Here is a 26,989-nt window from a genome sequence, read left to right on the forward strand (position 1 = left end):
AAGATCCCTCCGCGGAGATAGTCTGGATTGCTTCGTCGCTTTGCTCCTCGCAATGACGGCTGTGGGAGCACCGCGCCCCTACCTCAACTTCCCGCGTGCCGCGACCGGCAGCGTGCCGATGATCTCCTCGCCGCGCACCATCACCACCTCGTCCATCATGTTGACGACGACGCAGACGTGGTTGGGCACGATCCGCACCACGTCGCCGACGTTGGGCCGCGTGTTGCTGCGGGAGAGGTCGAGAAAACCGTGTTCCTCGGCGAATTTGGCGATCTTGGCTTCGGGATGTTCCAGGATCAGGCCGTGGCCGTCGAGCCCGCCGGTGTCGGTCGTCAGCGTCTTCGAGCCTGCATCGAGGATGCCGCGCTCGGGCGCGGCGCGGCTCACCACCGTCGAATAGATGTGGAGCGCGCAGTCGTCCCAGGTGGCGGAGCCGGCCGCGACCTGCATGCGGTCGTTGTAGATATAGGTGCCGAAGCGATGCTCGGTGCCGCCCTTGAGCTTGCCGAGATTCTTCAGGTTCGGCGTGCCGCCGGTCGAGACGATCTTTGCATCGAGCCCGTGCGCGCGTACGCCGGCCAGCGCTTCATCGTAGAATTTCTGTGCATCCGCCCAGCCGGTTTCGGTCGGGTACATCATGAAGCCCGCGAATTCGAGCCCCTTGGATCCGGCGATCTCACGCGCCAGCGCAATCGCTTCGGCCGGCGTCTCGACGCCCGCGCGCTTGCGCCCGGTGTCGCATTCGACGACGACCGAGAGCGGACGGCCCGACGCCGCGGCGGCCTTGGGCAGACCGGCGACGACGGTGGAATTGTCGGCGGCCACCGTCATGTTGGCCTTCGCCTGAAGCGCGCCGAGACGCGCCATCTTCTCTTCGCCCAGGAGATTGTAGCTGATGAGGATGTCGTCGATGCCGGCATTGGCCATGATCTCGGCTTCGCCGAGCTTCTGGCAGGTGATGCCCTTGGCGCCCGCCGCGACCTGCATCTTAGCGATGGTCGGGTTCTTGTGCGTCTTGATGTGCGGACGGTTGGCGACGCCGGCATCGTCGCAGGCCTTCTGTATGCGCGCGATGTTGCGTTCGACCTTGTCCATGTCGATGACGGCGCAGGGCGTGCCGTACTCACGGGCGATCTTTGCGGCGAGGGTGGTTGTCATGGGTTATGCCTGTTCAATTTCTTCGCGGAGCATTTCAAGTTCGAGCCAGCGCTCTTCGGACGCGGACAGTTCCTCGTGCGCCTTGGCGATGGCAGCGGACGTGTCGTCGAATGTCTTGCGGTCCTTGGCGTAGAGGTTGGGATCGTCGAGCACGCGTTGCAGCTTGGCGATATCGGCATGCAACGTTTCCATCTTCTTCGGCAGCGTTTCCAGCGCGTGCTTCTCGTTGAAGCTCAGCTTTCGCTTGGAAGCGGACGCGGGCGCCGCGGCGCGCTCCTCTTTCTTCTCCGCCGGGGCGGCTTGCGTCTTCGCCGTCTCACGCTTCAGGTCGGCACCGCGCTGGGTCAGCATGTCGCTGTAGCCGCCGGCATATTCGGTCCATTTGCCGTTGCCCTCGGGCGCGATCACCGAGGTGACGATACGATCGAGGAAGTCGCGGTCATGGCTGATCAGGATGACCGTACCCTCGTAATCGCCGAGCATGTCCTCGAGCACGTCGAGCGTTTCGAGGTCGAGATCGTTGGTCGGTTCGTCCAGCACGAGGAGGTTCGAGGGCTTTGCCAGCGCGCGCGCCAGCATCAGCCGGCCGCGCTCGCCGCCCGAGAGCACTTCCACCGGCGTACCGCGCTGCTCCTGCGCGAACAGGAAGTCCTTCATGTAGCCGACGACATGCTTCGGCTTGCCGCCGACCATGATCTGGTCGCCGCGACCGCCGGTCAGCGCTTCGGCCAGCGTCGATTTGGGATCGAGGCTTTCGCGGTGCTGATCGAGGGTCGCTATCTCCAGATTGGCCCCCAGCCGCACAATGCCGGAATCGGGCTGCGCGCCGCCGGTGAGCAGATTGACCAGCGTGGTCTTGCCGGCACCGTTCGGTCCGACGATGCCGAGCCGGTCGCCGCGCTGGATGCGGGTCGAGAAATTCTCGACGATCTTGCGCTCGCCATAGGCCTTGGTGACGCCCTTGGCCTCGATCACCAGCTTGCCGGATTGCTCCGCTTCGGCGGCGGCGAGACTGGCGGTCCCGGCCGTGCCGCGATAATTGCGCCGCTGGTCGCGCAGCGCATGCAGATTGCCGAGCCGCTTGACGTTGCGCTTGCGACGGCCGGAGACGCCGTGGCGCAGCCAGTGCTCCTCGTCGACGATCTTGCGGTCGAGCTTGTGCTGGTCGCGCTCTTCTTCCGCGAGCACTTCATCGCGCCAGGTCTCGAACGAGGCAAAGCCGCGGTCGATCTGCTTGATCTTGCCGCGGTCGAGCCATGCGGTCGAGCGCGAGAGATTGGTCAGGAAGCGGCGGTCGTGGCTGATGATCACGAGCGCACTGCGCCTGGAGTCGAGCTCCTTTTCCAGCCATTCAATGGTGGAGAGATCGAGATGGTTGGTCGGCTCGTCCAGCAGCAAAATGTCGGGCGAGGGCGCCAGCACCCGTGCCAGCGCGGCACGGCGGGCCTCGCCGCCGGAGACATTGGCCGGGTTCTCGTTGCCGGTGAGCCCGAGCTGCTCCACCAGATAGCGCGCCTGGTACGGATCGTCGCCCGGCGCCAGTCCAGCTTCGACGTAGGCGAGCGTGGTCTTGTGCTCGCCGAAATCCGGCTCCTGCGGCAGATAGCGGACGGTCGCGCCGGGCTGCACGAACCGCGTGCCGCCGTCGGGCTCGACGAGGCCGGCCGCGATCTTCAGCAGCGTCGACTTGCCGGAGCCGTTGCGGCCGATCAGGCAGACGCGCTCGGATGGCGCAACGTTGAGCTCGACGCCTGACAGCAGCGGCGTGCCGCCAAAGGTCAGCTTGATGTCTTTCAGTTGGATCAGCGGCGGCGCCATGGTCAGCCTTGGTTCGTTGCGGGCTGATCTGCGCGGCGGCGCTGGATCCGGCGCAGCGTCTGGTCGAGCGCCGAGAGGAAGGCCGAGCGGTCGCGCGGGGCGAACGATCGCGGGCCGCCGGTGACCTCGCCGGCCGAGCGCAGATCCGTCATCAGGTTGCGCACCGCCAGCGTCATCCCGATCGACTCCTCGGTGAACGGTTTGCCGTTCGGTGCGATCACGTCGGCGCCGGCTTTGACGCAGCGGCTTGCCAGCGGAATGTCGGAGGTTACGACCACGTCGCCGGGCCGGGCGCGCTCGGCGATCCAGTCGTCAGCGGCGTCCATGCCGCTGCCTGCGGCGATGCGCTCGATCATCGGATCCTGCGGCACGCGGATGAAATTGCCGGCGACCACGCTCACGGGCACGCCGTGCCGGAGCGCGACGCGGTAGATCTCGTCCTTCACCGGGCAGGCGTCGGCGTCGACATAGATGCGGGTGGGGGTGTCAGTCATTCGCCGCGTGGTACCCCATTCGGGCCGCAAAGGCGAGGGGATTGACCCTGGTTCCTCAGGGCCTACGATCGGCCCGAAACAACAAGAATTTGGGGAAAGCCAAGCCATGCCGAACCGGCTCGAAACCTGGCGCGTCGAGGCCTACAACACCGCAAAACAATCCGAAAACAAGATGCATGACGACACGGTGGCGCGCCGCTTCGGCTTCTCCGGCGGGCTGGTCCCGGGCGTCGACGTCTTCGCCTACATGATGCACGTGCCGTTGGCGCGCTGGGGCCGCGATTTCCTGTCCCGCGGGCTGGTCGAGGCCCGCTTCATCAAGCCGGTTTATGACGGCGAGACCGCCGATATCGACGCGACCGAGCACAACGGCCTGCTGACGATCGAGGTGTTCAGCCGCACCGAGCTCTGCGCCACGGGGACGGCTGTGCTGCCGACGACCACGCCCGCGGTGTCATTGAGCGACTATGTCGAGGTGCCTGCGGTCGCCGAGCGCAAGCCGGTCAGCCCGGCGACGTTCGAAATGGGCAAATGGCTGGGCACGACGCCCCGCCGCTGGGCCGGGCAGGACGCGACCGACTATCTCACTGATGTCAGGGAGACCGATCCGATCTTCGCGCGCGAGGGGCTCGGCCATCCCGGCCTGATCCAACGCGTGATGAACCGTGTCCTCGTCGACAACACGATTCTTGGTCCATGGATCCATGTCGGCAGCCGCATGCAGCTGCTGTCGGCCGCGCGCGCCGGCGACGAGATCACCGCGCGGGCAAAGGTCACCGCGAATTACGAGAAGAAGGGCCACCGCTTCGTCGAGTTCGACGCGCTCGTCGTCGCCAACGGCACGACGCCATTGGCGCATTGCCAGCACACCGCGATCTACCAGCCGCGTGAGCAGGCGGCGGCCTGAATGCCAGTTCAGGCTTCCTTGCGCGCCCTCGTTTGTTTCGGAATAGCAGTCCTTTTGTCGCTCCATGCGCCTTGCGTCGTGCATGCCGCTTCGCCAATACCCGACCGCGTGTCGCTTAGCGAGCAGACGACGACATGGAGCACCGTCAAGTTCATCACCGATGCCGAGAATGGCCTTGTCAGCGGATCGCTCGACAAGAACACGATCGTCGAGCGCCGTTTCAGGTCCTACGTACTCGAGAACCGATACCTGAAAGTGACGCTCGTGCCCGAATTCGGGGGACGCATCCTCTCCATGATCTACAAGCCGACCGGCCACGAGCAGCTTTATCGAACGGAGGTCGGGGTGCCCTACGGGATGAAGGCCGGAAATTTCTACTACGACTGGCTGATGGTGTACGGCGGAATCTTCCCAACGTTCCCCGATGCCGAGCACGGCAAGACGTGGCTGAAGCCGTGGGCTTTCCGGGTGGTGAAGCAGGTCGCCGACGAAGTCACGGTCGTGATGTCGTTCCGGGATGACTTCGACTATTCCGCGCGACCCGGCAAGTTCAGGGCCGCGACCGGCATCGAGGCGAGCTACTACGTCACGCTGAAGGCTGATCGTGCGGCACTCGATACCCGCGTGGTGCTGAAGAATCCGAACAACAAGGCTGTTCCATACGAGTACTGGACCTGCACGACGCTCGCTCCGGGATCGGAGCCGAACCATCCGAGGGCAACCGGCGGCGCCGAGATCATCGCGCCGATCCGGACCTACACCACGCCTGCCTGGTCGGCCAATCTGGCAGACGGTGACGAGAGCGCGGGGATCGGCAGGCGGCGCTTCGAAAGCCTGCGCTACTTCAAGAACTGGCCAAAGATGGGCATCGCCTATGCCGCTCCGGATATGCAGGGCGGGAATTTCTGGGGCGTCATCAACCATGACAACGCAGAAGGAATCATTCGCATCGCGGACAATAGCCTCACTCGGGGCTTGAAAATGTGGACGTGGGGGTTTGCCTCGTTCACCGCCGAAACCGACGCCCGGAAGGATCCGAACGAGTGGCGGCCGTATGTCGAATTGTGGGCGGGCGTGTCAGACCAGTTTTTCCACGATGCAGACTTTCCCGCACGCGGTGAGGTGTCGATTCCGGAAACTTACAGCCCGACCGTCGGCATGAGCAACGTGACGCACGCGAACGAGAAAATCCTGGTCAATCTCTCGGCCGAGGCGTCTCGCGCTAGTCTCGAGTTCTTCAGCGCTGAGCCGGCCATCCCGTTGCTTGTCACGTTGAAACAGGGCGATACGGCCCTGTTCAGCGAGTTCGTGCGCGCTGATCCGAACCACGGAAATCGCATTTCGACGGCGCTTGCCGGCGGCCGCGGCGGAGACAAGATACGGCTGACGATCACGACCACGGAGGGACAAGAGCTGATCGCCGCGGAGACGGCGATCAGGTAATCTCGTTCGAAACGGTACCCCTACGCGGCCTTGCCCTTTGCGTCCTGGATCGCGCGCCAGACCTTTTCCGGGGTCAGAGGCATGTCGATGTGCTTGATGCCGTAGTCGGAGAGGGCGTCGACCACCGCGTTCACCACCGTCGACAGGCTGCCGGCGCAGCCGGCTTCGCCGCAGCCCTTGCTGCCGAGCGGATTGGTCGTGGCGGGCACCGGGTGATCGCCGACCGTCATGTTCGGCACGTCCTCGGCGCGCGGCAGCGCGTAGTCCATCAGCGAGCCCGTGATCGGCTGGCCGCTCTCGTCATAGCGGATGTGCTCCATCAGCGCCTGGCCGATGCCCTGGACGACGCCGCCATGAAGCTGACCCGCGACCAGCAGCGGGTTGATCACCGTGCCGAAATCGTTGACGGCGCTGTAGCGCACGATCTGCACCACGCCGGTGTCGGGGTCGATCTCGACCTCGGCGACGTGGCAGCCGTTCGGGAACGCCGAGGGCACCGGCTCGCTGGTATGGTCGACGTCGAGGCTGTCAGGCACGCCCTCCGGCACCTTGCCGTCATGCAGCTTCTTGGCGAGCTCCATGATGTCGATGCTGCGGTCGGTGCCGGCGATCGTAAAGCTGCCGTCGGCGAACTCGATGTCGGCCTCGGAGGCTTCGAGCATATGCGCGGCGGCGCGCTTGCCTTTCTCGATGACCAGCTTGGCGGCGCCCACGATCGCCATGCCGCTCGCGGTGATCGAGCGCGAACCGCCGGTGCCGTTGCCGGTGTGGACGATGTCGCTGTCGCCCTGCACCAGCTTGACGCTCTCGAAGGGAACGCCGAGCTGCTCGCACAGCACCTGCGCGAACGGCGTGGCATGGCCCTGGCCGTAATCGAGCGTGCCGGTGATGAGCTGCACGGAGCCGTCAGCGTCGAACACGATCTTGCCGAGCTCGGGGCTCGGCGGCGCGGTGACCTCGAGATAGGAGCCGACGGCGATGCCGCGCAGCTTGCCGGCCTTCTTGCTCTCCTTCTTGCGCTTGGCGAAGTTCTCGTGGTCGGAGATGTCGAGCGCCTTGTTGAAGACGGCCTGGAAGTCGCCGCTGTCATAGGTGACGCCGGATGAGGCGGCGAACGGCATCTGGTTCTGCTTGATGAAGTTGCGCTTGCGCATCGTCAGCCGATTGATGCCCATCTCGTCGGCGGCGCGGTCGATCAGGCGCTCCATGTAGTAATTCGCCTCGGGCCGGCCGGCGCCGCGATAGGCGCCCATCAGCGTGGTGTTGGTGAGCACCGTCTTGATGTCGACCGCCATCAGCGGCGTGCGGTAGACGCTTGAAAAATTCTTGCCGGTGTTGAGCGATAGCGGCCCCGGCGCAACACCGGTGATGTAGGCGCCGAGATTGCCATAGCCGGACAGCTTCGCCGCGAGGAAGTGCCCTTCGGCATCGAGCGCCAGCTCGGCATGGATTTTCTGCGCACGGCCGTGGCTGTCGGAGAGGAAGGCGGTCGAGCGCTCGTCGAGCCACTTCACCGGGCGCCCCAGTTCCCTGGCCGCGTACAGGATGCACATGTATTCGGGATAGTTGACGTTCTTCATGCCGAAGGAGCCGCCGACATTGGCGGTGAGGATACGCACCTTCTCGTTCGGCACTTTCAGGTTTTTGGCGAGGTTGGCGCGGTTGCCCGCAACGCCCTGCGTCGGCATCTGGATCGTGTAGCGCTCGGTCTTCTTGTCGTAGGAGGCGAGCCCGACGCGCGGCTCCATCGAGACCACGGCGACGCGGGTATTCTCGATGTCGACCTTGGTCACATGGGCGGCGCTGGCGAAGGCCGCGTTCACCTTGTCCACGTCGCCATAATGGTAGTCGAGCGCGACGTTGTTCGGGATGTGGTCGTAAAGCTGCGGCGCGCCGGGCTTGGTGGCGTCCTCGGGATCGGTCACCGCCGGCAGCGGTTCGATGTCGAGCTCGACCGCTTCGGCCGCATCGCGCGCCTGCGCCAGCGTGTCCGCGACCACGAAGGCCACGGGATCGCCGACGAAGCGGACCTTGTCGGTCGCGAGCGGCTGGCGGTTGGTCTGGAGCAGGGGCGAGCCGTCGCGGTTCTTCAGCGGCAGGCCGCAGGTGAAGGGGCCGTAGCCGGCGGCATCGAGGTCCTTGCCGGTCCACACCCCCAGCACGCCCGGCATCGCCCTGGCGGCATCGGTGCCGACGCCGCGGATGATGCCATGGGCATGGGTGGAACGGACGACCACGGCGTGGGCCTGGCCGGGCAGGTTGAAATCATCGGTGTAGCGGCCCTTGCCGCGCACCAGCGTGTCGTCTTCCTTGCGGCGGACCGGTTGCCCGACGCCATATTTTTGCAGTGCAATAGCGTTTTCGAGCGTGGAGGATTTGGTGTGTTCTTGCATGGAAATGACCTGAAAAGCCGGCATTTGCGCATTTTCGCGGCAGCGGGGGACCGGACCCCATTGAGATAACCCACCACCCCGTTCACGACAACGCACGAATGGGCATGGTCCCATGTGATGCGTTGTTGCGCATACCCGCCGCGCTGCTAATGTTTCAGGCGAAAAATCAATTCCAGACCGGCCCGACCGGCCGCGGAAAGACAGTTTGTATGAATGACCACACGCGGCTCCGCGACGGCCATATGCCGCACGGTGAGCTGGAGGGGTCGATGGCGGCGGTGGCGTTGGCCCCCGAACCGGCCGTCCCCGCGCAAGCGGGAACCGGCGTCTATGCGGCGCTGGACCTCGGCACCAACAATTGCAGGCTGCTGATCGCCTGTCCGACCCACGACGGCTTTCGCGTGGTCGATTCCTTCTCGCGCATCATCCGGCTCGGCGAGGGCGTCTCGGCGACGGGCTGCATCAGCGAGGCCGCGATCGAGCGCGCCATCGCGGCGCTGGGCATCTGCCGCGACAAGATCAATTTGCGCAAAGCCAAGCGCCTGCGGCTGATCGCGACCGAAGCCTGCCGCGCGGCCTCGAATGCGGAAGGTTTCCGCAGCCGCGTCGCGGCCGAGACCGGCATCGAGCTCGAGGTGATCAACCGCGAGACCGAGGCCGCGCTCGCCGTGCTCGGCTGCTCGCCGCTGGTGGACCCCAGGGGCAGGGGCGCGATCCTGTTCGACATTGGCGGCGGCTCGACCGAGCTGGTGCGGATCGAGCGCGATCCCGCGAATCCGGAGCCGCGCATCAAAGCCTGGATGTCGATCCCGCTCGGCGTCGTGACGCTGGCCGAGCAGTTCGGCGGCCGCGACGTCACGCCGGAGATCTATGCCGCCATGGAGCAGGAGGTCGCCAACCACGTCGCGCCGTTCGCCGAGGAACATGGCCGCGATCTCGCCGACATGCATCTGCTCGGCACGTCGGGCACGGTGACGACGCTCGCCGGCATCCATCTCAACCTCGCGCGCTACGACCGCCGCCGCATCGACAGCATCTGGATGAACGATTCCGACATCACCGCGACCATCAGCAAGCTGCTCGGCATGAGCTACGAGGAGCGCGCCGGCAACAGCTGCATCAGCGTCGAGCGCGCCGATCTGGTGCTCGCCGGCTGCGCCATCCTCGATGCTATCCGCCGCGCCTTTCCGCTGCCGCGCCTGCGCGTCGCCGACCGCGGCCTGCGGGAGGGCATGCTGGTCGAGATGATGCGCGAAGACGGCGCGCTCAGGAGCTGGTGAGATGGCGAAAGACACCACCGGCCGCTTGCACGTCCAGGTCAAGACCGGCGGCAAGCGCAAGCTCTCGTCCAAGCTGTGGCTGGAGCGGCAGCTCAACGATCCCTACGTCGCCAAGGCCAAGGCGGCGGGCTATCGCTCGCGCGCGGCATTCAAGCTGCTCGAGATCGACGACAAGCACCGGTTTCTGAAGCCCGGTATGGCCGTGATCGACCTCGGCGCCGCGCCCGGCGGCTGGAGTCAGATCGCCGCCAGGCGCGTCGGCTCCACGGAAGGCAAGGGCAAGGTCGTCGCCATCGATCTGCTGGAGATGCCGGAGATTCCCGGCGTCGATTTTGCGCAGCTCGATTTCATGGACAATGACGCGCCGGACAAGCTGACGGCGATGCTCGGGGGCGGCGCCGATGTCGTGATGTCGGACATGGCCGCGAATACCACGGGCCACCGCAAGACCGACCAGCTCCGCATCGTCGGCCTGGTCGAAACGGCGGCCGCGTTCGCCTGCGACGTGCTCAAGCCCGGCGGTACGTTTCTCGCAAAGACGTTCCAGAGTGGCGCCGACGCAGATCTGCTCGCCCAGCTCAAGCGCGATTTTGCAACGGTGCGTCACGTCAAGCCCGCGGCGAGCCGGCAGGACTCGTCGGAGCGCTACGTGCTGGCGACGGGGTTTCGGGGCGAGGCGCAGCAGTAGCCTCGTCATTCCGGAACTCCTCGAAGAGGCGAGCCCGGAATCCATTGCTCTGTGCACTCCTGCGCCATTTCGCCGTTCAAAATAGGGGGTTCTTAAAAAGTGCGCCTCGCGCGCCGCGCACCTATCTCTTTGCACACTGCCTTCTTCGTTCAATCTGTATGCACTCTTGTTTCTGCCTGTGCGCCCGGCGCGCAGTCCCCGGACGCGGTCCAAGCCGAGAACACAAATTCATCCTAAACTAGTGCAGCTCCATCGATGGCCCCTTTGCTTTGGAAGCGACTGAAATATTGCGTTGGCGCAAGTCAAAGCAGCAGACCAGCTTGGCGATAAAGCCCTGTGTCGGAGATTCGGCTCCCGGCGCCGTTTCAATTGGGTACTGCAAGCTGACCTTTTCGACCGGGAGGCTGGAGTGCCACATTGCCGAGCAGGCAATGCAGAAATTTTCCCTGTGAGCGCGAAGAGATGGTATCATTCACGCTTTGGTGGCCGTTCTTGTTTTTATTTGTTGAGGAGTCGCCAAGATGGGTCTGCCAACTGATTTTGACGCTACCCTTTCCAGGATCACTAAGGCGGGGATACTGAAGGAAGATACGGATCGCATCGAACATCGGCTCGATCTCGCTGCGCAGGGCGTTGGTGCCGCGGTCGCGGGACAGGACTTGGGGCCAGCGGATTGGGCTAAGGACTCGCTCCATAAGCTAAAGTTGGCCGTTCACAAGGAGCTTTGCGACCACAAAAAAAAGGAACTCAAAGCCGATTATAAAGGCCTGTTGGACCATGCCCTTACAACGGACGGAATTTCGGCCCTGTCATCCGTGATTGGCAACATCGTAGCCGCAATCAACCCTGCGTTCTTCGTGTCGACCATCGTCATTTATTTGTCGGTCTGGCTGCTCAAGCGTGGACTGAATCAGTGGTGCACGGTGAGTTACACTTAGCGGCGGTGACATCAAATGTCGGGGGTCTTTCATCTGTATGTCAGAGACCTTGGAGAGGCGAATTTCTCCGTAGGGGTCGACCGAGCGGATGATGTCGGGGAGCCCGTAGCGTGTCCGGACGATGCCGACTTCAGAGAGAAGCTTGCTAGCCTCTACGAGCGCGGTCTAGGCCGGCTGCAGATCGACTTGCCGAGCCATGACAGGCTGTGTTCGGAGCTCGGCGAGCAGCTGTTCCGATCTTTTATCGGGGCGGCTCCCAATGTCTATCGGGAATTCAAAAAGATTGCAGTCGCAGGCGGGCCGCGCGTTGCGCTTCATCTACCGCAGCGTCTCTTCAAGCTTCCATGGGAGGTTCTGCGCGATCCGGAGAGCCCTGAGAACAATTTCATTGCGACGACGCAAGGTGGGTCCGTATTTCGTTGTGATGGGGATGGCCCCAATCCACGGGTGATCGACTATCCTGCACTACAGCCGCCGCTGCATTTCATATTCGTGCTTTCTAATCCTAGCGGCAGATTTTTCGGGACGGTCGCACCGCCGAATTCAACCCGTGATGTCAAATTCGTGATCGTCGATCCGGCTTCGTTTGACAAATATCGAACCACGATACGCAAAGCCAAGGGGGACAATCTCGGATTCATTTTCATCGGACACGGTCAGGTCTCCGCTGACAGGATCGGGCATATAGTGTTCATCGATCCCATACGGGAGAACATCTTTTTTCACAATTACGCAGAGAACCCGCGTCCTGGATGGAGTGTCGTTGGAGGCGTCGAGCGAGCACTGCGCCTGGGCTTCTTTTGCGCATGTGAAAGCGCTTGGGTAAATGAAGGTACGGACTTCTCGAACAGTGTCGTCGGCTCGACGCTGCGACGAAGCAAATCTGTCGGCTACATTATCGGTGCACAGACCCCGATTGATGCGCACGCGGCTCAAATCATGTTGGGGACCACCCTCAGCACCATAGCAGATTCAACATTGGATCTCGCCCTTACCGAGGCGAGAAATTACGTTCGGGCAATACCGGTCTCTCGGACGCAACCGTATAGCGCGTTCGACTGGTGGGTTCCTGTATTATACACGAAAACAACGAACCTGCAGATTCTTGACAGGGCCGAAACATCTTTCGTTGCTGAGGCCGTCGCGCGTGTTCCACCCGCCACAGCCCCAGGCATAAGCGTGCCACTGGAGGCGAGACCTCTCGTGCAAGCGATTGCACGGGACGTGACAGACCTGCTGGGGAACGGAAATGATGCAAACATCATCTGACGGCCCGCCGCCCGGCACAGAATCCTCGCATCGCGGTACCGTCATTGCTTTCGTGAGCCCCAAGGGAGGGACGGGCAAAACTGTTATGTCGGCTACGGCCGCTTATCTTCTCGCGAGAGCCGGCCAAAAGATCATCGCGATCGACGCCGATTTTTCGACGCGCGGTCTGTCTCTATATCTGCTCGGTTCTGTGCATGATATCGACGTTCAGGATGAGAACTGTCTAGCCGAGATCGTTCTTAAGAACATTCCCACGTCAAAGATCGATCCTCGGCGCGTTATGCGCGGGTCCGAAATCAACCTAATCTTGTCCAACCAGGATCTCTGGCGCGGCGGCCGTCCCGACGGCGATTTTACGTCGGCGGACGTGTCGATCGATAAGTATCTTCAGCGCTTTCGTGAGTTGTGCGACGTGTTCCGCCTCCGGTATGACTACGTGATCATCGACTCGCGTGGGGGATACGACTTCAGCAGTGCGATCCCAGCTGTCATCGCCGACCGCTACGTCATAGTGCTCGAGGCGGACAAGGTATCGGTCGATCAGGTTCACGGCTTTCAAAAGGCGATTTTGGAATTCGCCTCGTCAAAAAACCTAAGCGCCAAATTCAGTGGGTTCATCGTCAACAAGGTGACGTTCCCTCCAGAGAACACAACCTTTTCCGACGGACTGAGAGGACTTTTCGGCGGCCGCACGATCGGCGTAATCCCCGCCGATTACGATTGCATCAGGGCCTATCAGCTGAAGGAAATACCAAATGAAAAGTACCTTTCCAGCGACTTCGCCTACTATGCCTTCCGGACCATAGAGCAGCTTGTTGCTCCTGAGGCCAATTGGAAGAAGGAGGCCGTTGACGCTTGGCACAAATTGTACCGGCAAGTGCACTCCGAATGGTCGGGCCGCGTTTGGCTTCGGCGCCTGCAGAACCTCAGCATCGTCGGCCAGGCGCTCGTGCTGCTGACCTTAATAATCGGCGGATTCTTTCTCTACGACGGAAGTCCCTGGCTCGGTTACGCAACCTATTTTGGATTTGCCCTGTTGGCCAGCTGGGTCATCGCGGCGGCGGGCCTGCATGTGCAGAACTGGCTGCTACAAAGTGGGAAGTCCGCCGAATATCGCACGATATCGTTCGCGAGCGGCGGCGTCTGCATGATTCTCTTGGTGGCTTTTCTGGCCTGGGGAGCAAACAAGTTCTCGAACGCGCCGCTGCTGGCGAGAATATCTGAACAGCAGGAATTGATCGCCAGTTTGACGCAAAGATCGTTGGCCCTCAATGACAATCTTTCCAGGCTGATCTTCGTTTCACAGGACCTGAGGAGAGCGCAAGAACTCACCCAGGGCGTGAGCGCGCGTTTGGCCTCCGCTCCGCAGGACGACAAGGGCGCGGACTTCCTGCGCGGGTTGGCAGGTCCGCTCAAGGATGCGGCGAGCACCGTTGGAGACGCGTCTAAAAATCTGGAGCAACTCACGCAAGACTTGCAACAGAACAAGAGAAGGTGACCGGCCCTTGCGCTGTAGTCGGCGCCTCAGCAGCTGATTGGCCGAATGCTGACATGTCGACGCCAGCCGCGACATGCCCGCTCCTTAATAGCACGATGGATTCCGGGCTCGATGCTGCGCATCGCCCCGGAATGACGGAGCGGGTATTCACCCGAGCCGCTGGTCCCGCACGTCCTGGGTATCTTCCGTCGCCGTCTTGACGGCGGCGCTGGCCGCGCTCTTCGCGGCACCCTTGCGGCTGGAAATGTCCACCGCCTTGCGGCCCGAGATCTCGCTGCCGGCGTCAGCGGGCATCTGCCAGAAGAACCAGCTCGAGGCCGCCGAGGTCAGCGCCACCACGACGAAGGCGGGCGCGAACACGGTGGCGTTGAGCTCGCTGACATGGCTCAGCCACATCGTCGTCTCCACCGTGGCCGCGCCGACCGCGACGCCGGCGGAGACCGCGAGCTGCTGGTTGACGCTGACCAGCGTCGTGGCCCGGCTCATTTGCGCGGTCTCGACGTCGGCATAGGCCACCGTGTTGATCGCGGTGAACTCCAGCGAGCGGAAGAAGCCGCCGACGACCAGAATGACCATGATGATGAGCAGCGGCGTCGTCACCGTGAACAGCGCGCAGATTCCGAGGAAGAACGCGCTGACGATCGCATTCACCGTCATCAGATTGCGGAAGCCGAAGGTGCGGATGATGCGCGCGGCCAGCGTCTTCATCCCCATCGCGCCGAGCGAGGAGGCGAAGGTGACGAGGCCGGAATGGAACGGCGACAGGCCGAAGCCGATCTGCATCAACAGCGGCAGCAGGAACGGCAGCGCGCCGATGCCGAGGCGGAACAGAAAGCCGCCGAGCACGGCCGCGCGCAGCGTCGGCAGCTTCAGCAGCGAGAAGTCCAGCACCGGCGATCCCGTCCGCCGCGCGTGCATGACATAGAGCGTCATCGAGATCGCGCCGCCGCCGACCAGGGCCGCAACCGTGCTCCAGGGCAGCAGGTTGAGCCCGGCCACGGAGAGACCGAACGCAATGCCCGCGAGGCCGATGCCCGCGAGCACCATGCCGTAGAGATCGAACGGCTCCTGCGTCTCGCTCTTGATGGGATCGATGAAGCGCAAGGCCATGAAGATGCCGAGCAGCCCGATCGGGATGTTGATCAGGAAGATCCAGTGCCATGAGGCGTAGGTCGTGATGAAGCCACCGAGCGGCGGCCCGATCACCGGGCCTATGAGGGCAGGGACCGTCACCCATGCCATCGCGTTGACCAGCGCGCTCTTGTCGACCGAGCGCAGCAGCACCAGGCGCCCGACCGGCGTCATCATCGCGCCGCCCATGCCTTGCAGGATGCGCGCGAACACGAAATCGGTGACCGAGGTCGAGAGCGCGCAGCCGACCGAGCCGACCATGAACACGCCGACCGCGATTGCAAACACCATCCGCGCGCCGAAGCGGTCCGCGGTCCAGCCGCTCGCCGGGATGAACACCGCGAGCGACAGCAGGTAGGAGGTGATGGCAAGCTTGAGCGTCAGCGGGCTCGTGCCGATGTCGGCCGCGATGGCCGGCAGCGAGGTGGCGATCACCGTCGAGTCCATGTTCTCCATGAAGAGAGCGGTGGCCACGATCAGCGGGATGACGCGTTGCTTGTCGACCATGACGGATTGGTAATGAAAATCAGAAGGAAGGGCGAGAACGCGGCTTATCACCGCCACCCGGCCGGGGCCATTGTGGATCGGTGCATAGCACCTAAATCCTGCGTAACAACGGTGTGACCCCCGGCTGCGCTCGCTGAGGGGACACGGCCTCTCGCTCCCTCGTCAGTCCGGGCTCGCGACTTCGTCGCGTCCGGGAACGACGGCGCGCCGGGCATTCCCCGCCGAATTTGCCTAAAATGCCTGTGCATGGCTGGCCAGCGGTGCGATTTGCTTTGATTCGTCACGCAGCCGTGCTATCGACCCGCGTCAACCCCACCGATGGGCTCCGATTCTCCGGCGTTGCCGCAAGGTACGCCGAGGGCGGCGCTCATCCATAGCTATTTGCGGCAGGGCCGCAGGAAGGAGTTGGCAGATGGCCACGGTGCAACTTCAAGGCATTCGCGAAGCCTTTACGTTCGACGACGTGCTGTTGAAGCCGGGCCTGTCGGACGTCATGCCGGGCGAGGTCGACATCCGCTCCCGCGTCACCCGCGCCATCCCGCTCAACATCCCGATCATGGCCTCCGCCATGGACACCGTCACCGAAGCCCGCATGGCGATCGCCATGGCGCAGGCCGGCGGCCTCGGCGTCATCCACCGCAATTTCGATCCGGAAGGGCAGGCTGCCCAGGTGCGGCAGGTCAAGCGCTACGAGTCGGGCATGGTGGTGAACCCGCTCACCATCAGCCCCGAGGCCACGCTCGACGATGCGCTCAAGCTGATGAGCGATCACGGCATCTCCGGCATTCCCGTCGTCACCGGCGCCGGCAAGAATACGCCCGGCAAGCTGGTCGGCATCCTCACCAACCGCGACGTGCGGTTTGCGACCGATCGCCGGCAAAAAGTCTCCGAGCTGATGACGCACGAAGGTCTCGTCACCGTGCGCGAGAATGTCAGCCAGGACGAGGCGCGGCGGATGCTGCACCAGCATCGCATCGAGAAGCTGCTCGTGGTCGACGAGGAGTATCGCTGCGTCGGCCTGATCACCGTCAAGGATATGGAGAAGGCAGTCGCCCATCCGCTCGCCTGCAAGGACGCCCAGGGGCGCCTCCGCGTCGCCGCCGCCACCACCGTGGGTGATACCGGTTTCGAGCGCACAGAGCGGCTGATCGATGCCGGCGTCGATCTCGTCGTCGTCGACACCGCGCATGGCCATTCCCGCCACGTGCTGCATGCTGTGAACCGCATCAAGCGCCTGTCCAACTCCGTGCAGGTCGTTGCCGGCAACGTCGCCACCACCGAGGGCGCCCAGGCGCTGATCGACGCGGGCGCGGACTGCATCAAGGTCGGCATCGGCCCGGGCTCGATCTGCACCACGCGCATCGTCGCCGGCGTCGGCGTGCCCCAGCTCACCGCGATCATGGATGCGGTCGAGGCCGCAAAGAAGTCCGACATTCCCGTCATTGCCGACGGCGGCATCAAGTTCTCCGGCGACCTTGCGAAAGCGCTCGCCGCCGGCGCCGACATCGCGATGGTCGGCTCGCTGCTCGCCGGCACCGACGAGACGCCCGGCGAAGTGTTCCTGTGGCAGGGCCGCTCCTACAAGGCCTATCGCGGCATGGGCTCGGTCGGCGCGATGGCGCGGGGATCTGCCGACCGCTACTTCCAGCAGGACATCAAGGACACGCTCAAGCTCGTGCCTGAAGGCATCGAGGGCCAGGTGCCTTACAAGGGCCCGGTCGGCAACGTCATGCACCAGCTCGCCGGCGGCCTCCGCGCCGCGATGGGCTATGTCGGCGCCAAGGACATGAAGGATCTGCACGCCAAGGCCCAGTTCGTCCGCATCACGGGCGCAGGCCTTCGCGAAAGCCACGTCCACGACGTCACCATCACGCGCGAAGCCCCGAACTATCCGGGCGGGGGTTAGTTCGCTCCACACACCGCCGTCATGCCCCGCGAAGGCGGGGCATCCAGTACGCCGCGGCTTCTCGGCTCAATAACGACTGTCTCTGGAATACTGGATCGCCCGATCAAGTCGGGCGATGACAGCGAGTGTGAGGCCTCCACCGCTTTTGTATTGACGCGCATCGCTCCCTCCGCTTCCGTTCGCGTCGAAAGACAATTGGAGGAAGCCATCATGTCCCAAGCAAAACGCATCGTTCTGGCCGCGCGTCCCGTTGGCGAGCCAAAGCCGTCTGATTTCCGCATCGAGGAATTCGCGATTCCGACGCCCGGCGCAGGTGAAGTTCTGCTGCGCACGGTCTGGCTGTCGCTCGATCCCTATATGCGCGGGCGCATGAGCGAGGGACCGTCCTACGCCGCGCCGGTGCCGATCGGCGGCGTGATGGAAGGCGAGGCCGTCAGCGAGGTTGCGGCCTCCAACAATCCTGATTTCGCCAAGGGCGACATCGTGCGGATTCGTTCGGGCTGGCAGTCGCACGCGATCTCGAACGGCAAGGGCTTGATCAAGGTCGATCCGAAGCTCGGGCCGATCTCGACCTCCATCGGCGTGCTCGGCATGCCCGGCATGACTGCCTATACCGGCCTGCTCGACATCGGCAAGCCGCAGGAAGGCGAGACGGTCGTCGTTGCCGGCGCCTCCGGTGCGGTCGGCTCGGCCGTCGGCCAGATCGCGAAGATCAAGGGCGCACGCGCGGTCGGCATCGCCGGCGGCAAGGACAAGTGCGACTACGTCGTGAAGGAGCTCGGCTTCGACGAATGTCTCGATCATCGTGAAACCGATTTCGCGGCCAAGCTGAAGTTCGCTTGCCCGAAGGGCATCGATGTCTATTTCGAGAATGTCGGCGGCGCCGTGTTCGAGGCGGTGTTCCCGCTGCTCAATCCCTTCGCGCGCGTGCCGGTCTGCGGCCTGATCGCCCATTACAACGACACCGAGGCCAAGCCGCCGAAATGGGCGGCGAGCATGATGCGCGCGACCCTGACCAAGCGGCTGACCTTCCGCGGCTTCATCGTCTCCGACTTCGCCTCGCGTCACGGCGACTTCCTGCGCGACATGTCCGGCTGGGTGCGGGACGGCAAGGTCAAGTACAAGGAGTTCGTCACCGAGGGCCTCGAGAGCGCGCCGGGCGCCTTCATGGGGCTCCTGAAGGGCGCCAATTTCGGCAAGCAGCTGGTGCGGGTGGGGCCGGACAAGGCGTAAAGCGTTTTCAAGCGAAGTGGGTACCGGTTCGCGTGAAGAAAACGCGCCAAACGAGAATCTAGAGCCCCGGAACGGGGCTCTAGTTGCAGGCCTGATTGAGGCCTTGTTGCACGGGCGTCACACCCCGGACACCGATGGTTAACAAAGAGTCACCGATCGGCCACACTTGCCCGCAAAACCCGCAGGTGTGACCGTCGGTTCATTGACGCCTGGGCGAAGGCATTGAATCATCGCGCATATTTTAGGTGCTGCGATGTTAGAGATCGGTATTTTCTGCGTAATCCTTTTGGCTGCCGGCTATTGGGCGGCGATGTTCGTCATGGGTCGCCATGACGACGTGATCCACGGCAAATTCGTGCATAGCGAAGACGAGGGCGCTTTCACCCAGCCCTTGATGCCGACGCCTCCGCCGCCGTTTCCGAAGCGTCCGGTCAGGGCTGCGCAGCCCGGTGGTTCGCATGCCAGTGTTCCGCCTGCGAAGACCGAGGCCAAACCGGTCAACAGCGCGGCGCTGGAATCGTTGCTGGCTGCGATCCAGCAGGATTTGAAGGGCGTTGCCTGAGCCGCACGGTCAGACGCTGCCGCGCTCGACCATGAACAGCTCGACCGCGAGCCGCTGTTCGGCGAGCGGGGTGCCGGACAGGCGCGCCAGCAGCAATTCACCCGCGATCCGCCCCACAGCCGCCGCATCGAATGAGATGGTGGTGAGGCCCGGCGTGATCTGATCGGCCACATCATTGTCGCCGAAGCCGAGCAGGGCAAGATCGCGCGGCACCGACAGGCCGCGAGCGCGGGCCTCGATCAATGCGCCGGTTGCGAGCAGATCGTTGGCGCAGAATACGGCGTCAACCTTGTCGCCGCGGTCGAGCAGGGCAGTGAAGGCGGCGCGGCCGTCGACGAGACCCGTGATCTCACTGAGGCCGATCTCGTGGACGATCTCGAGACCCAGTTGCGCCGCTGCGGCACGAAAGCCATCGCGGCGGAGCGCGCCACGACCGCTGCGTCGTCCGATGAAGGCGACGCGGCGATGACCGGCCTCGGCCAGCCGACGCGCCGCCATCGCACCGGCATCCGCATTCGGAAGGCCGACCAGCATGTCGATGGGATCGCGCGGAAACGCCCAGGTCTCGATCACGGGAATGCCGAGCTCGGCAAGCGCGGCGCGATTCTCCTCGAGCTCGATCACGCCCGTAAACATCACGGCCGCCGGCCGGATGCCGCGCAGCGACTGGATCATCGCCACTTCCTTGGCATAGGAGTAGGAGGTCTGGCCGACCAGCACCTCGAAGCCCTCAGGCTCCAGCGTGGCGGCGAAGCTGCGCACCGCCAGCCCAAACTGCTGGCTGAGGATGTTGGAGACGAAGGCCATCACCACGTTGGAGCGGCCCGAGCGCAGCGCGCGCGCATGTGGGTTGGAGGCGTAGCCGGTCGCCTCAATCACCTCGAGGATGCGCTCGCGCGTCTCGCGATTGACCTTCTCGGGATGGCGCAGCACCCGCGACACCGTGATCGGCGCGACGCCGGCGCGCTCCGCCACTTCCTCGATGCGCGGCGGACGCCCGGTCGCGCTGCTGCGGCCGGGCGGCGCCGGAATGCGCACCACGTCGTCATAGGTCGGCTTTGCCGGATCGGTCATCGAATCCCGAGAGTAATCGAAGTCGGTCAGCCCTCCAAAGTTCAGCGCGCCGGCACCTCGTCGCGCGACAGCGCGCGGCCGACCTGGACCAGGCAGTCGCCGCTCTGGCTGTCGGTGTGCAGCCGCTGCGAGATCACGATGCCGTCGGCGGGGAAGCGCAGCACCTCTTCGGCCAGCTCCGGGCGCTCGAAATCATGATACCAGCCGGCGATGTCGCCGGCCGCAACGCGCGCGCCGACCATGACCGCAGGCTCGAACCAGCCGCGACGGGTCGCGAACACCGCCTGGGCATGGCTTTGCAACGCCAGCAGCTCGGTGGCGCGCTCGACCGGCGCATGCGGCCCCAGCACGGGCGCCTGGACGAGACCGAGCGCCAGCAACAGGCGGTCGACGGCGCGTGCGGTGAGCGCCATCGTCTGCGGCGTGACGGTACCGCCGCCGCCAAACTCGCCGGAGAGTCCGATCGCGCCGGCACGTGCGGCCGCCGCCATCGAGGTCGGCGCAGTGGCGCCGTTCTCGGCGACGAAGGCGAAGGGCATTCCTAACCCTTCCATCAGGCGCAGCGCGTGGCCGAACATCTCGGGCGGCCCCTGCCGCTCGATCAACGCGCAAGGCACATGCGCCATCGAGGTGCCGCCGGAATGGATGTCGAAGACGACATCGTGCCGCGGGAACAGCTCGTGCTCCAGGAAGTGCGCCAGGCGGAACGTCGGCGTTCCCGAGGCATCGCCCGGAAAGGCGCGGTTGAGATTGCCCTCGTCGAGCGGCGAGCGGCGCCGCGCCGCCATCACCGCCGGCAGATTGGCGAAGGGCAGGATGGTGATCTCGCCCGTCACGGCGGCGGCATCGAGTCTGCGATACAGCCGCGTCAGCGTGATCTCGCCCTCATATTCGTCGCCGTGATTGCCGGCCATCAGGAGAAGTTTTGGGCCCGCGCCGTTCTTGATCCGGAAGATCGGGATCTTGAGCTGGAAGTAGGGCGAGCGATCGATCGAGAAGGGAATGCCGAGATGGCCGGACCATTTCTGGTCCTTCCCGAAATCGATCTCGTGGAAAAGTCCGGTATGCATGGCTTGCCTCGGGGCCGCGCCGTCGCCGGCGCCGGCCGAAGGTTGGAAGAAGAGCGGAGTCTTTAGAGCAAGGCGACCGCGGTCATCTCGACACGCAGGTCGGGATCGGCGAGGCGGGCCTCGACGCAGGCGCGCGCCGGCGGATTGGCCGGATCGATCCACGCGTCGTAGACCGAGTTCATGGTGTCGAAATCGGTGATGTGCGGCAGGAAGACGTTGACCGCGATCAGCTTGGAGCGGTCGGAGCCGGCCTCCTTCAGGAGGGCGTCGATCTTGCCGAGCACCTGTTGGGTCTGGGACACGATGCCGGCCTTGCGGTCGTCCGCGACCTGGCCTGCGATGTGCACCATGCCGCCGGCGGCGACGGCCTGGCTCATGCGTGAACCCACGACGTAACGTTTGATCATCTCAATTCTCCTCGTGAAGGTCGGCTCCCGTATGATGCGGGAGCCGTGTGCGAGCTTACAGGGTCGGCAGCGTCTGCTCTTCCTTGAACCATTTCAGCTGAAGTGCGCCGAGCTTGCCGTTGAGCTTGTTGAAGAAGATGTCGGTGTTGATCCAGTTGAGCAGGTTCTGCTCGCCCTGACGCACGCCGACATGGGCCGGCGACTGGCGGATGAGGAATTTCAGCTCGACCTCCTTGGTCGGGTTCTGGTCCTGCACCTTCAGCGCGATGGCGCTGTTCTCCGCGAACGTATCTGCCTGTCCCGCGAGGTAGGCGGCGAGCGCGGCCGGCGTGTCCTCGAAGCGCACCAGCTTCACCTTCGGCGCGTTGTCGGTGAGCCAGACGTCGAGGGTCGAACCCTTGGCGACCGCAACGCTGCGGCCGTCGAGATTGTCGGGCTTCTTGCCGGTGGCGGCCGGAATCGATTTGGCGCCGTAGACGCCGAGATTCACCACCGCATATGGCTGCGAGAACATCACCTGCTGGGCGCGCTCGGGCGTGGCGCCGAGACCCGCGATAAGAATGTCGATCTTGTCCGAGAGCAGGCTCGGGATACGCGCGGCGCCGGTGACTGGGACCAGTTCGAGCTTCACGCCCATGTCGGCGGCGATCAGCTTGGCGAGGTCGGCGTCGAGACCTGCGATCTCGCCCTTGTCGTCCTTGAAGCCCCAGGGCGCGGCGTCGGTCAGGATGCCGATGCGCAGCTTGCCGGAGCCGAGCACGTCCTGGAGCTTGTCGGCGTGAGCAAGGTTAGGCGCAGCAATGACGGCGAGTGCGGTGGCTGCGATCGCAAAGAGGGACTTCAGTTGTCTCATGACTCTCTCCTGGTGACGGATGGCTGGTTGATCATTTCGCGGAGGCGATGAAGCTGGCGAGCTCGGGGGTTTCAGGGTTGGCGAACAGCTTTGCCGGCGGGCCCTGTTCCCAGACGCGGCCCTGATGCATGAAGACGATGCGATTGGCGACGTTGCGGGCAAAGCCCATCTCGTGAGTGACGAGGATCATGGTCATGCCTTGCTTGGCCATCGCCTCCATCACCTTCAGCACTTCGCCGACGAGCTCGGGGTCGAGCGCGGAGGTCACCTCGTCGAACAGCATCAGGTGAGGGGCCATGGCGAGGCATCGCGCGATCGCGACGCGCTGCTGCTGGCCGCCGGAGAGCTGCTCCGGCCAGGCATCGATCTTGTCGGCAAGGCCGACACGGGTGAGCACATCCTCGGCCAGCGCACGTGCTTTCGCTTTGTCGATGCGGCCGGTAAGGAGCGGGGCCAGCGTGATGTTGCGCTCGACTTTCAGATGCGGAAACAGGTTGAAGGCCTGGAACACAATGCCGACGCGCTGACGGAATTTCTTCAGGTCAGGCATCCTGGCGTGGACCTTCTGGCCCTCGACGCGGATCTCGCCGGTGTCGACGCTCTCCAGCGCGTTGATGCAGCGAAGCAGCGTCGACTTGCCCGAGCCGGAGCGGCCGATGATGGTGACGATCTCGCCTTCCTCGACATCGAGCGAGACGCCCTTGAGCACCTCGGTCTTGCCGAATGTCTTGTGCACGTCGCGGATTTCAACGAGAGCCATCGAGGCGGGCCTCCAGAGTACGGGACCAGAGCGTGAGCGGCAGGCACAGCGCGAAATAGATCGCAGCGACCAGCGCGTAGGTGAGCAGCGGCTGGAACGTCGCCGCGCTCACCACCTGCCCGGCGCGGGCTAGCTCGACGAAGCCGAGGATTGAGGCGAGCGAGGTGCCCTTGATGAGCTGCACCAGGAAGCCGACGGTCGGCGGCAGCGACAGCCGTAGCGCCTGCGGCGCGATGATGTGGCGGAACTGCTGCCAGGCGGAGAGGCCGAGGCAGGCACCGGCCTCCCATTGCGCCTGCTTCACGGCTTCCAGGCCGCCGCGCCAGATCTCGCCGAGGAAGGCGGCGGTGTAGAGCGTGTAGGCGACGGTGACGGCGATGATCGCGGGCACCTGGATGCCGAGGAAAACCGGCATGCCGAAATAGAAGAAGAACAATAGCCCGAGCAGCGGCACGCTCTGGATGGTCTGGATCAGCGCTGCCATGGTCCAGCGCAGGCCGGCAAAGCGGCTGATGCGGCCCATGGCGAGGCCAAGGGCCAGCGGCGCGCCGAAGGCGAGCGCGAGCACGACCAGCGCGACGGTCCAGCGCATGGCTTCGACGAGCGAGACGAAATCGATGAGGGAGAAGGATCGCATCGTCTGCCCTCAGCGCCGCCGCGGCCAGCGGAAGGCGGCCAGACCGATGACGGCGAACAGCGCCTTGAACGACATCGCCATGGCGAAATAGACGACGCAGATCACCGCATAGACCTCGAAGCTGCGATAGGTGCGGCTCTCGATGAAGCCGGCGACGTGGAACAGCTCGTCGGCTGCGACTTGCGAAGCGAGCGAGGTGCCGAGCAGCAGCAGCACGAACTGGCTGGTCACGGCCGGATAAGCATTGCGCAGCGCCGGCGGCAGGATGATGTGGCGAAACACCTGCCAGCCCGACAGCCCGAGGCACTGGCCGGCTTCGACCTGGTTGCGCGGGATGGAGTCGAGGCCGGCGCGGATGATCTCGATCGAATAGGCACCGAAATAGAGCGACAGGGCCACGCAGGCCGCTTCGAAGGCCGGAATCTTCAATCCGAAGGTCGGCAGCACGAAGAACACGATGAAGATCTGGATCAGCGACGGCGTGTTGCGGAACAGCTCGATGTAGCCGCGCACCAGCCAGCGCAGCGGTGTCATGCGCCCCTTGAGCGCGACTGCGCCGGCAATGCCGATCAGAAGCCCCGCCACCGCCGAGATCACCGTCAGCTCCAGCGTGACGATGGCGCCGTCGATGAGCTGGTTCTGATAGCGCCAGAGCGGGAGGAAATTCATCGCGTGCCCGCTCTCAGCCGAACTGGGTGGGGAGGGCGCGCGCCACCACGCCCGCCTCGTCGAGGCCGAAGATCACGCGCCAGCGGTCGAGGCAGGTGCAGGGATGCGAGATGCCGAAGGCGATGACGTCGCCGACCGCGAGCGCGCTCTCGGCTGCCACGGACACGAACGCATGCTGGTCGTTGAGACGCGTGACTGACAGGCTCTCGGCCAGCCCCTGCTGTTCGACGCCGTCGCGGAAGACGCGCAGCGGTACCGGCAGTCCCTGATCGAAGGAGGCATCGCGCATGCCGAAGCCCGCGATGGCAAGATCTGCTTGCGGCCGCGACAGCACTTCGGCCCAGAGTGTCAGCGCCGGGCGGAAACTTTTGGCTGCCGCGTGCAGCGTGCCGTCGATGAGCAGACCGCCGCGTCGGTCGAGTTCGGCAAAGGCGCGCGCATAGACGCCGTGATCGGCGAAGAACAGCGCGCCGGAGCGGAGGAGGACGGTGGCGTTGCCGTCGGCCTGCGCGACCGGTGCAAGCGCGTGCGCCACGATGTCGAAATAGGCGGAGCCCCCGGCGCTGATGATCAGCGGCAGGCCCGGGGCAGCGGTGCGCACCAGGGCAAAGGCCTCGATGGTGCGCTCCATTAGTGCCGCGATCGCGCGCGCGGTCTCGCCGGCGTCGGGTGTTGCGGCTGCGCCCTCGTAAGTGGCGACGCCGCCGAGCACGAGCCGGTCGGCCGCGAGCACCGCGGCCATCGTGGCCTCGACGGCCGCGCGGTCGCGTGCGCCGGCCCGGCCCGAGCCGAGTTCGATCAGCACGGACAATTTGCTCCGGCCAGCAACGCGCGCCGCCTCGGCGAGTGCTACCACCGCCGCCGGTGAATCCGCGAAGGCGTGAAGTTCGACGTCGGGATAGGCGCTCAGCAGCGCACCGAGCCGCCGGCCGGCCGCGAGCCCGCCGATTTCGTTGGCGAGCAGCAGCCGCCGTTCGCCATGGGCAAGCAGCACGGCGGCCTGCTGGATAGTCGCAACCGTCGTGCCCCAGGCGCCGGCCTCGCGCAGCGAGCGCGCGAGCTCGGGCGACATTGGCGTCTTGGCGTGGGGTGCGACAGTGACGCCGGCGCCCTTGCACCAGCGCAGGAAGAGGTCGCGGTTGACGGCGAAGGCGGCTTCATCGAGCGTGAGCGCGGGGAGGGCGAGGTCGCCCCGGCAAGGCCGCCAATCCTGGCCGGCGATCTCCTCGATCGGCAGGCCATCGACCAGGGGAATGCCCCGAATGGTCGCTGACAGACGTTGGCCATCCCTTGGGGATAAGAACTGCATCGTTGCTCCCGCAGCGGCCCCTGACCGCGGAAGGAACGATATGTCGGAATGACAACGTTGTCATTAGGCTCATTTAGCCATTTGCGAGCCTTTTTTTGAAGCAGCGAGGTAACAAGGTAAGGAGAGGTGCCTGCGGATTGGGCTAGTGCTCGCCGCCCATCTGGACGAGCAGCTCTTCGATATCGACATCGACCTGGCCCGCTGCGCGGACGTGGCGGACCTCAAAGCTGTCCGGCCGGAAGCGGTATTCCACGAGCCCGACTTCCTTGATCGCGATGCGATCCTGGCGCGAATCGTTGATCTTGAAGCCGGCGGACGGCGCCCAGACGTGGCGGGTGTGGCGCCAGGTGAAGTCGCGCCGCTGGTGCACGTGCCCGCTGGCGATCAGGCGCAGATCGACCCGCGCAAACATCTCGATCAGCCGCGCGCGTGCCGGCTGCGGCACGTAGCGGATCGAGGTCTCCGGTGTTTCGGGGTCGTCCGGCAGGTTAAGGAACAGCGGTTTGTGCACGAACAGCGCGACCGGCCTGCCATTGGTGCGCGCGATCTCCTGTGACAGCCAGTCGAACTGCTCAGCCTCGAAGGCGAGCCCTGAGTTCATCACCAGCGAGTTGAGGCCGATGAAGCGCCAGCCTGCGGCCTCGAACGACCAATGGTCCTCGCCGAAGATCTCGCAGAACTGTTTGCGGTGTGCTTCCGCGACCGGCGGTTTCGGCGCAGGCCCGATCGCGGTCGGATTGTCGCCGATGTCGTGATTGCCGGGAATGTAGCGGCAGGCAACGGGCAGGGCGGCGTGCAGGCCCTTGGCGAATTCGACATCATCGCGGCTGGTCGGGCCGTCGAACGACACGTCGCCGGTGTTGACGACGAGGTCGGGCCTGTCGGCGTCGATATGCGCGCTGACCGCCTGGAAATTGGCGATCAGGCCGGGGAAGCGCCGGCCGAGATGCGTGTCGGAAATCTGCGTGAGGCGAAATTCGGACAT

At 64.5% G+C, this 26,989-nt stretch carries 24 protein-coding genes; 10 read left to right on the top strand and 14 right to left on the bottom strand.

The window, feature by feature from the left end; all coding sequences use genetic code 11:
• Positions 1-78: 78 nt before the first annotated feature.
• Genes NLM25_RS20380 through NLM25_RS20390 form a run of 3 tightly spaced genes read right to left on the bottom strand, consistent with a single transcriptional unit; the run spans position 79 to position 3,470 of the window.
• On the bottom strand, positions 79-1,158 hold the full coding sequence (locus NLM25_RS20380) for a D-TA family PLP-dependent enzyme (RefSeq protein WP_254138136.1): 1,080 nt from the start codon (positions 1,156-1,158) through the stop codon (positions 79-81).
• A 3-nt stretch (positions 1,159-1,161) separates the two neighbouring features.
• Positions 1,162-2,976, bottom strand: coding sequence for an ABC-F family ATP-binding cassette domain-containing protein (locus tag NLM25_RS20385; RefSeq protein WP_254138137.1), 1,815 nt, complete (start codon positions 2,974-2,976; stop codon positions 1,162-1,164).
• Positions 2,977-2,978: 2 nt separating this feature from the next.
• Positions 2,979-3,470: a YaiI/YqxD family protein gene (locus NLM25_RS20390; RefSeq protein ID WP_254118632.1), complete on the bottom strand. Its 492-nt coding sequence runs from the start codon at positions 3,468-3,470 to the stop codon at positions 2,979-2,981.
• Between the two features lie 106 nt (positions 3,471-3,576).
• Between NLM25_RS20390 and NLM25_RS20395 the strand changes: the two genes are divergently transcribed.
• Together NLM25_RS20395 and NLM25_RS20400 are read left to right on the top strand one after the other, a co-directional pair.
• Positions 3,577-4,377 carry a hypothetical protein gene (locus tag NLM25_RS20395; RefSeq protein ID WP_254138138.1) on the top strand — a complete coding sequence of 267 codons (801 nt, stop codon included), beginning with the start codon at positions 3,577-3,579 and terminating at the stop codon, positions 4,375-4,377.
• A 108-nt stretch (positions 4,378-4,485) separates the two neighbouring features.
• Complete coding sequence (locus tag NLM25_RS20400; RefSeq protein WP_254138139.1) at positions 4,486-5,820, top strand: DUF5107 domain-containing protein; 1,335 nt, start codon at positions 4,486-4,488, stop codon at positions 5,818-5,820.
• A 20-nt stretch (positions 5,821-5,840) separates the two neighbouring features.
• On the opposite strand, the gene NLM25_RS20405 is transcribed toward NLM25_RS20400, so the two are convergent.
• Positions 5,841-8,213, bottom strand: coding sequence for a xanthine dehydrogenase family protein molybdopterin-binding subunit (locus NLM25_RS20405; protein WP_254138140.1), 2,373 nt, complete (start codon positions 8,211-8,213; stop codon positions 5,841-5,843).
• Positions 8,214-8,422: 209 nt separating this feature from the next.
• Here NLM25_RS20405 and NLM25_RS20410 point away from each other — a divergent pair, with 209 nt between their 5' ends.
• From NLM25_RS20410 to NLM25_RS20430, 5 genes are all read left to right on the top strand, one after another.
• Complete coding sequence (locus NLM25_RS20410; RefSeq protein WP_254138141.1) at positions 8,423-9,493, top strand: Ppx/GppA phosphatase family protein; 1,071 nt, start codon at positions 8,423-8,425, stop codon at positions 9,491-9,493.
• 1 nt (position 9,494) lies between these two features.
• Positions 9,495-10,181 carry an RlmE family RNA methyltransferase gene (locus NLM25_RS20415; protein WP_254138142.1) on the top strand — a complete coding sequence of 229 codons (687 nt, stop codon included), beginning with the start codon at positions 9,495-9,497 and terminating at the stop codon, positions 10,179-10,181.
• A 521-nt stretch (positions 10,182-10,702) separates the two neighbouring features.
• The gene (locus tag NLM25_RS20420) at positions 10,703-11,119 is read left to right on the top strand and encodes a hypothetical protein (RefSeq protein WP_254138143.1); all 417 of its coding nucleotides are present in this window, start codon (positions 10,703-10,705) and stop codon (positions 11,117-11,119) included.
• Positions 11,120-11,305: 186 nt separating this feature from the next.
• Positions 11,306-12,388, top strand: coding sequence for a hypothetical protein (locus tag NLM25_RS20425; RefSeq protein WP_254138144.1), 1,083 nt, complete (start codon positions 11,306-11,308; stop codon positions 12,386-12,388).
• On the top strand, positions 12,369-13,886 hold the full coding sequence (locus NLM25_RS20430; protein WP_254138145.1) for a ParA family protein: 1,518 nt from the start codon (positions 12,369-12,371) through the stop codon (positions 13,884-13,886). Before NLM25_RS20425 ends, NLM25_RS20430 begins: the two co-directional genes overlap by 20 nt.
• Positions 13,887-14,033: 147 nt before the next feature.
• Here the strand turns inward: NLM25_RS20430 and NLM25_RS20435 are convergent, their stop codons facing one another.
• Positions 14,034-15,524, bottom strand: coding sequence for an MFS transporter (locus tag NLM25_RS20435; protein ID WP_254138146.1), 1,491 nt, complete (start codon positions 15,522-15,524; stop codon positions 14,034-14,036).
• A gap of 412 nt (positions 15,525-15,936) precedes the next feature.
• Here NLM25_RS20435 and guaB point away from each other — a divergent pair, with 412 nt between their 5' ends.
• The 3 genes from guaB to NLM25_RS20450 all read left to right on the top strand — a co-directional run bounded on the left by guaB (position 15,937) and on the right by NLM25_RS20450 (position 19,225).
• Positions 15,937-17,430, top strand: a complete 1,494-nt coding sequence (gene guaB / locus NLM25_RS20440) for an IMP dehydrogenase (protein ID WP_254138147.1) — start codon at positions 15,937-15,939, stop codon at positions 17,428-17,430.
• Between the two features lie 210 nt (positions 17,431-17,640).
• The gene (locus NLM25_RS20445; RefSeq protein WP_254138148.1) at positions 17,641-18,663 is read left to right on the top strand and encodes an NADP-dependent oxidoreductase; all 1,023 of its coding nucleotides are present in this window, start codon (positions 17,641-17,643) and stop codon (positions 18,661-18,663) included.
• Positions 18,664-18,916: 253 nt separating this feature from the next.
• Positions 18,917-19,225: a hypothetical protein gene (locus NLM25_RS20450; protein WP_254118645.1), complete on the top strand. Its 309-nt coding sequence runs from the start codon at positions 18,917-18,919 to the stop codon at positions 19,223-19,225.
• A 9-nt stretch (positions 19,226-19,234) separates the two neighbouring features.
• Here the strand turns inward: NLM25_RS20450 and NLM25_RS20455 are convergent, their stop codons facing one another.
• The 9 genes from NLM25_RS20455 to NLM25_RS20495 form a co-directional block, all read right to left on the bottom strand.
• On the bottom strand, positions 19,235-20,299 hold the full coding sequence (locus tag NLM25_RS20455) for a LacI family DNA-binding transcriptional regulator (RefSeq protein WP_254138149.1): 1,065 nt from the start codon (positions 20,297-20,299) through the stop codon (positions 19,235-19,237).
• A gap of 41 nt (positions 20,300-20,340) precedes the next feature.
• Entirely contained in the window at positions 20,341-21,369 is a 1,029-nt protein-coding gene (locus NLM25_RS20460; RefSeq protein ID WP_254138150.1) for a succinylglutamate desuccinylase/aspartoacylase family protein, read from the bottom strand.
• Positions 21,370-21,431: 62 nt separating this feature from the next.
• Positions 21,432-21,776: a RidA family protein gene (locus NLM25_RS20465; protein WP_254118648.1), complete on the bottom strand. Its 345-nt coding sequence runs from the start codon at positions 21,774-21,776 to the stop codon at positions 21,432-21,434.
• Positions 21,777-21,831: 55 nt separating this feature from the next.
• Entirely contained in the window at positions 21,832-22,629 is a 798-nt protein-coding gene (locus NLM25_RS20470) for a transporter substrate-binding domain-containing protein (RefSeq protein WP_254138151.1), read from the bottom strand.
• 31 nt (positions 22,630-22,660) lie between these two features.
• Complete coding sequence (locus NLM25_RS20475; RefSeq protein ID WP_254138152.1) at positions 22,661-23,389, bottom strand: amino acid ABC transporter ATP-binding protein; 729 nt, start codon at positions 23,387-23,389, stop codon at positions 22,661-22,663.
• Positions 23,376-24,026, bottom strand: coding sequence for an amino acid ABC transporter permease (locus NLM25_RS20480; protein ID WP_254138153.1), 651 nt, complete (start codon positions 24,024-24,026; stop codon positions 23,376-23,378). Before NLM25_RS20480 ends, NLM25_RS20475 begins: the two co-directional genes overlap by 14 nt.
• Positions 24,027-24,035: 9 nt before the next feature.
• Positions 24,036-24,695, bottom strand: coding sequence for an amino acid ABC transporter permease (locus NLM25_RS20485; protein WP_254118652.1), 660 nt, complete (start codon positions 24,693-24,695; stop codon positions 24,036-24,038).
• 13 nt (positions 24,696-24,708) lie between these two features.
• Entirely contained in the window at positions 24,709-26,004 is a 1,296-nt protein-coding gene (locus NLM25_RS20490; RefSeq protein ID WP_254138154.1) for an alanine racemase, read from the bottom strand.
• Positions 26,005-26,146: 142 nt separating this feature from the next.
• Positions 26,147-26,989, bottom strand: coding sequence for a metallophosphoesterase (locus NLM25_RS20495; protein WP_254138155.1), 843 nt, complete (start codon positions 26,987-26,989; stop codon positions 26,147-26,149).

This window comes from Bradyrhizobium sp. CCGB01, assembly GCF_024199795.1.
Lineage (GTDB): Bacteria > Pseudomonadota > Alphaproteobacteria > Rhizobiales > Xanthobacteraceae > Bradyrhizobium.

Coding starts and splice junctions, on each gene's coding strand:
- NLM25_RS20380 (WP_254138136.1), bottom strand. CDS start 1,158: ATGACAACCACCCTCGCCGCAAAGATCGCCCGTGAGTACGGCACGCCC.
- NLM25_RS20385 (WP_254138137.1), bottom strand. CDS start 2,976: ATGGCGCCGCCGCTGATCCAACTGAAAGACATCAAGCTGACCTTTGGC.
- NLM25_RS20390 (WP_254118632.1), bottom strand. CDS start 3,470: ATGACTGACACCCCCACCCGCATCTATGTCGACGCCGACGCCTGCCCG.
- NLM25_RS20395 (WP_254138138.1), top strand. CDS start 3,577: ATGCCGAACCGGCTCGAAACCTGGCGCGTCGAGGCCTACAACACCGCA.
- NLM25_RS20405 (WP_254138140.1), bottom strand. CDS start 8,213: ATGCAAGAACACACCAAATCCTCCACGCTCGAAAACGCTATTGCACTG.
- NLM25_RS20410 (WP_254138141.1), top strand. CDS start 8,423: ATGAATGACCACACGCGGCTCCGCGACGGCCATATGCCGCACGGTGAG.
- NLM25_RS20415 (WP_254138142.1), top strand. CDS start 9,495: ATGGCGAAAGACACCACCGGCCGCTTGCACGTCCAGGTCAAGACCGGC.
- NLM25_RS20420 (WP_254138143.1), top strand. CDS start 10,703: ATGGGTCTGCCAACTGATTTTGACGCTACCCTTTCCAGGATCACTAAG.
- NLM25_RS20430 (WP_254138145.1), top strand. CDS start 12,369: ATGATGCAAACATCATCTGACGGCCCGCCGCCCGGCACAGAATCCTCG.
- NLM25_RS20435 (WP_254138146.1), bottom strand. CDS start 15,524: ATGGTCGACAAGCAACGCGTCATCCCGCTGATCGTGGCCACCGCTCTC.
- guaB (WP_254138147.1), top strand. CDS start 15,937: ATGGCCACGGTGCAACTTCAAGGCATTCGCGAAGCCTTTACGTTCGAC.
- NLM25_RS20445 (WP_254138148.1), top strand. CDS start 17,641: ATGTCCCAAGCAAAACGCATCGTTCTGGCCGCGCGTCCCGTTGGCGAG.
- NLM25_RS20450 (WP_254118645.1), top strand. CDS start 18,917: ATGTTAGAGATCGGTATTTTCTGCGTAATCCTTTTGGCTGCCGGCTAT.
- NLM25_RS20455 (WP_254138149.1), bottom strand. CDS start 20,299: ATGACCGATCCGGCAAAGCCGACCTATGACGACGTGGTGCGCATTCCG.
- NLM25_RS20460 (WP_254138150.1), bottom strand. CDS start 21,369: ATGCATACCGGACTTTTCCACGAGATCGATTTCGGGAAGGACCAGAAA.
- NLM25_RS20465 (WP_254118648.1), bottom strand. CDS start 21,776: ATGATCAAACGTTACGTCGTGGGTTCACGCATGAGCCAGGCCGTCGCC.
- NLM25_RS20470 (WP_254138151.1), bottom strand. CDS start 22,629: ATGAGACAACTGAAGTCCCTCTTTGCGATCGCAGCCACCGCACTCGCC.
- NLM25_RS20475 (WP_254138152.1), bottom strand. CDS start 23,389: ATGGCTCTCGTTGAAATCCGCGACGTGCACAAGACATTCGGCAAGACC.
- NLM25_RS20480 (WP_254138153.1), bottom strand. CDS start 24,026: ATGCGATCCTTCTCCCTCATCGATTTCGTCTCGCTCGTCGAAGCCATG.
- NLM25_RS20485 (WP_254118652.1), bottom strand. CDS start 24,695: ATGAATTTCCTCCCGCTCTGGCGCTATCAGAACCAGCTCATCGACGGC.
- NLM25_RS20490 (WP_254138154.1), bottom strand. CDS start 26,004: ATGCAGTTCTTATCCCCAAGGGATGGCCAACGTCTGTCAGCGACCATT.
- NLM25_RS20495 (WP_254138155.1), bottom strand. CDS start 26,989: ATGTCCGAATTTCGCCTCACGCAGATTTCCGACACGCATCTCGGCCGG.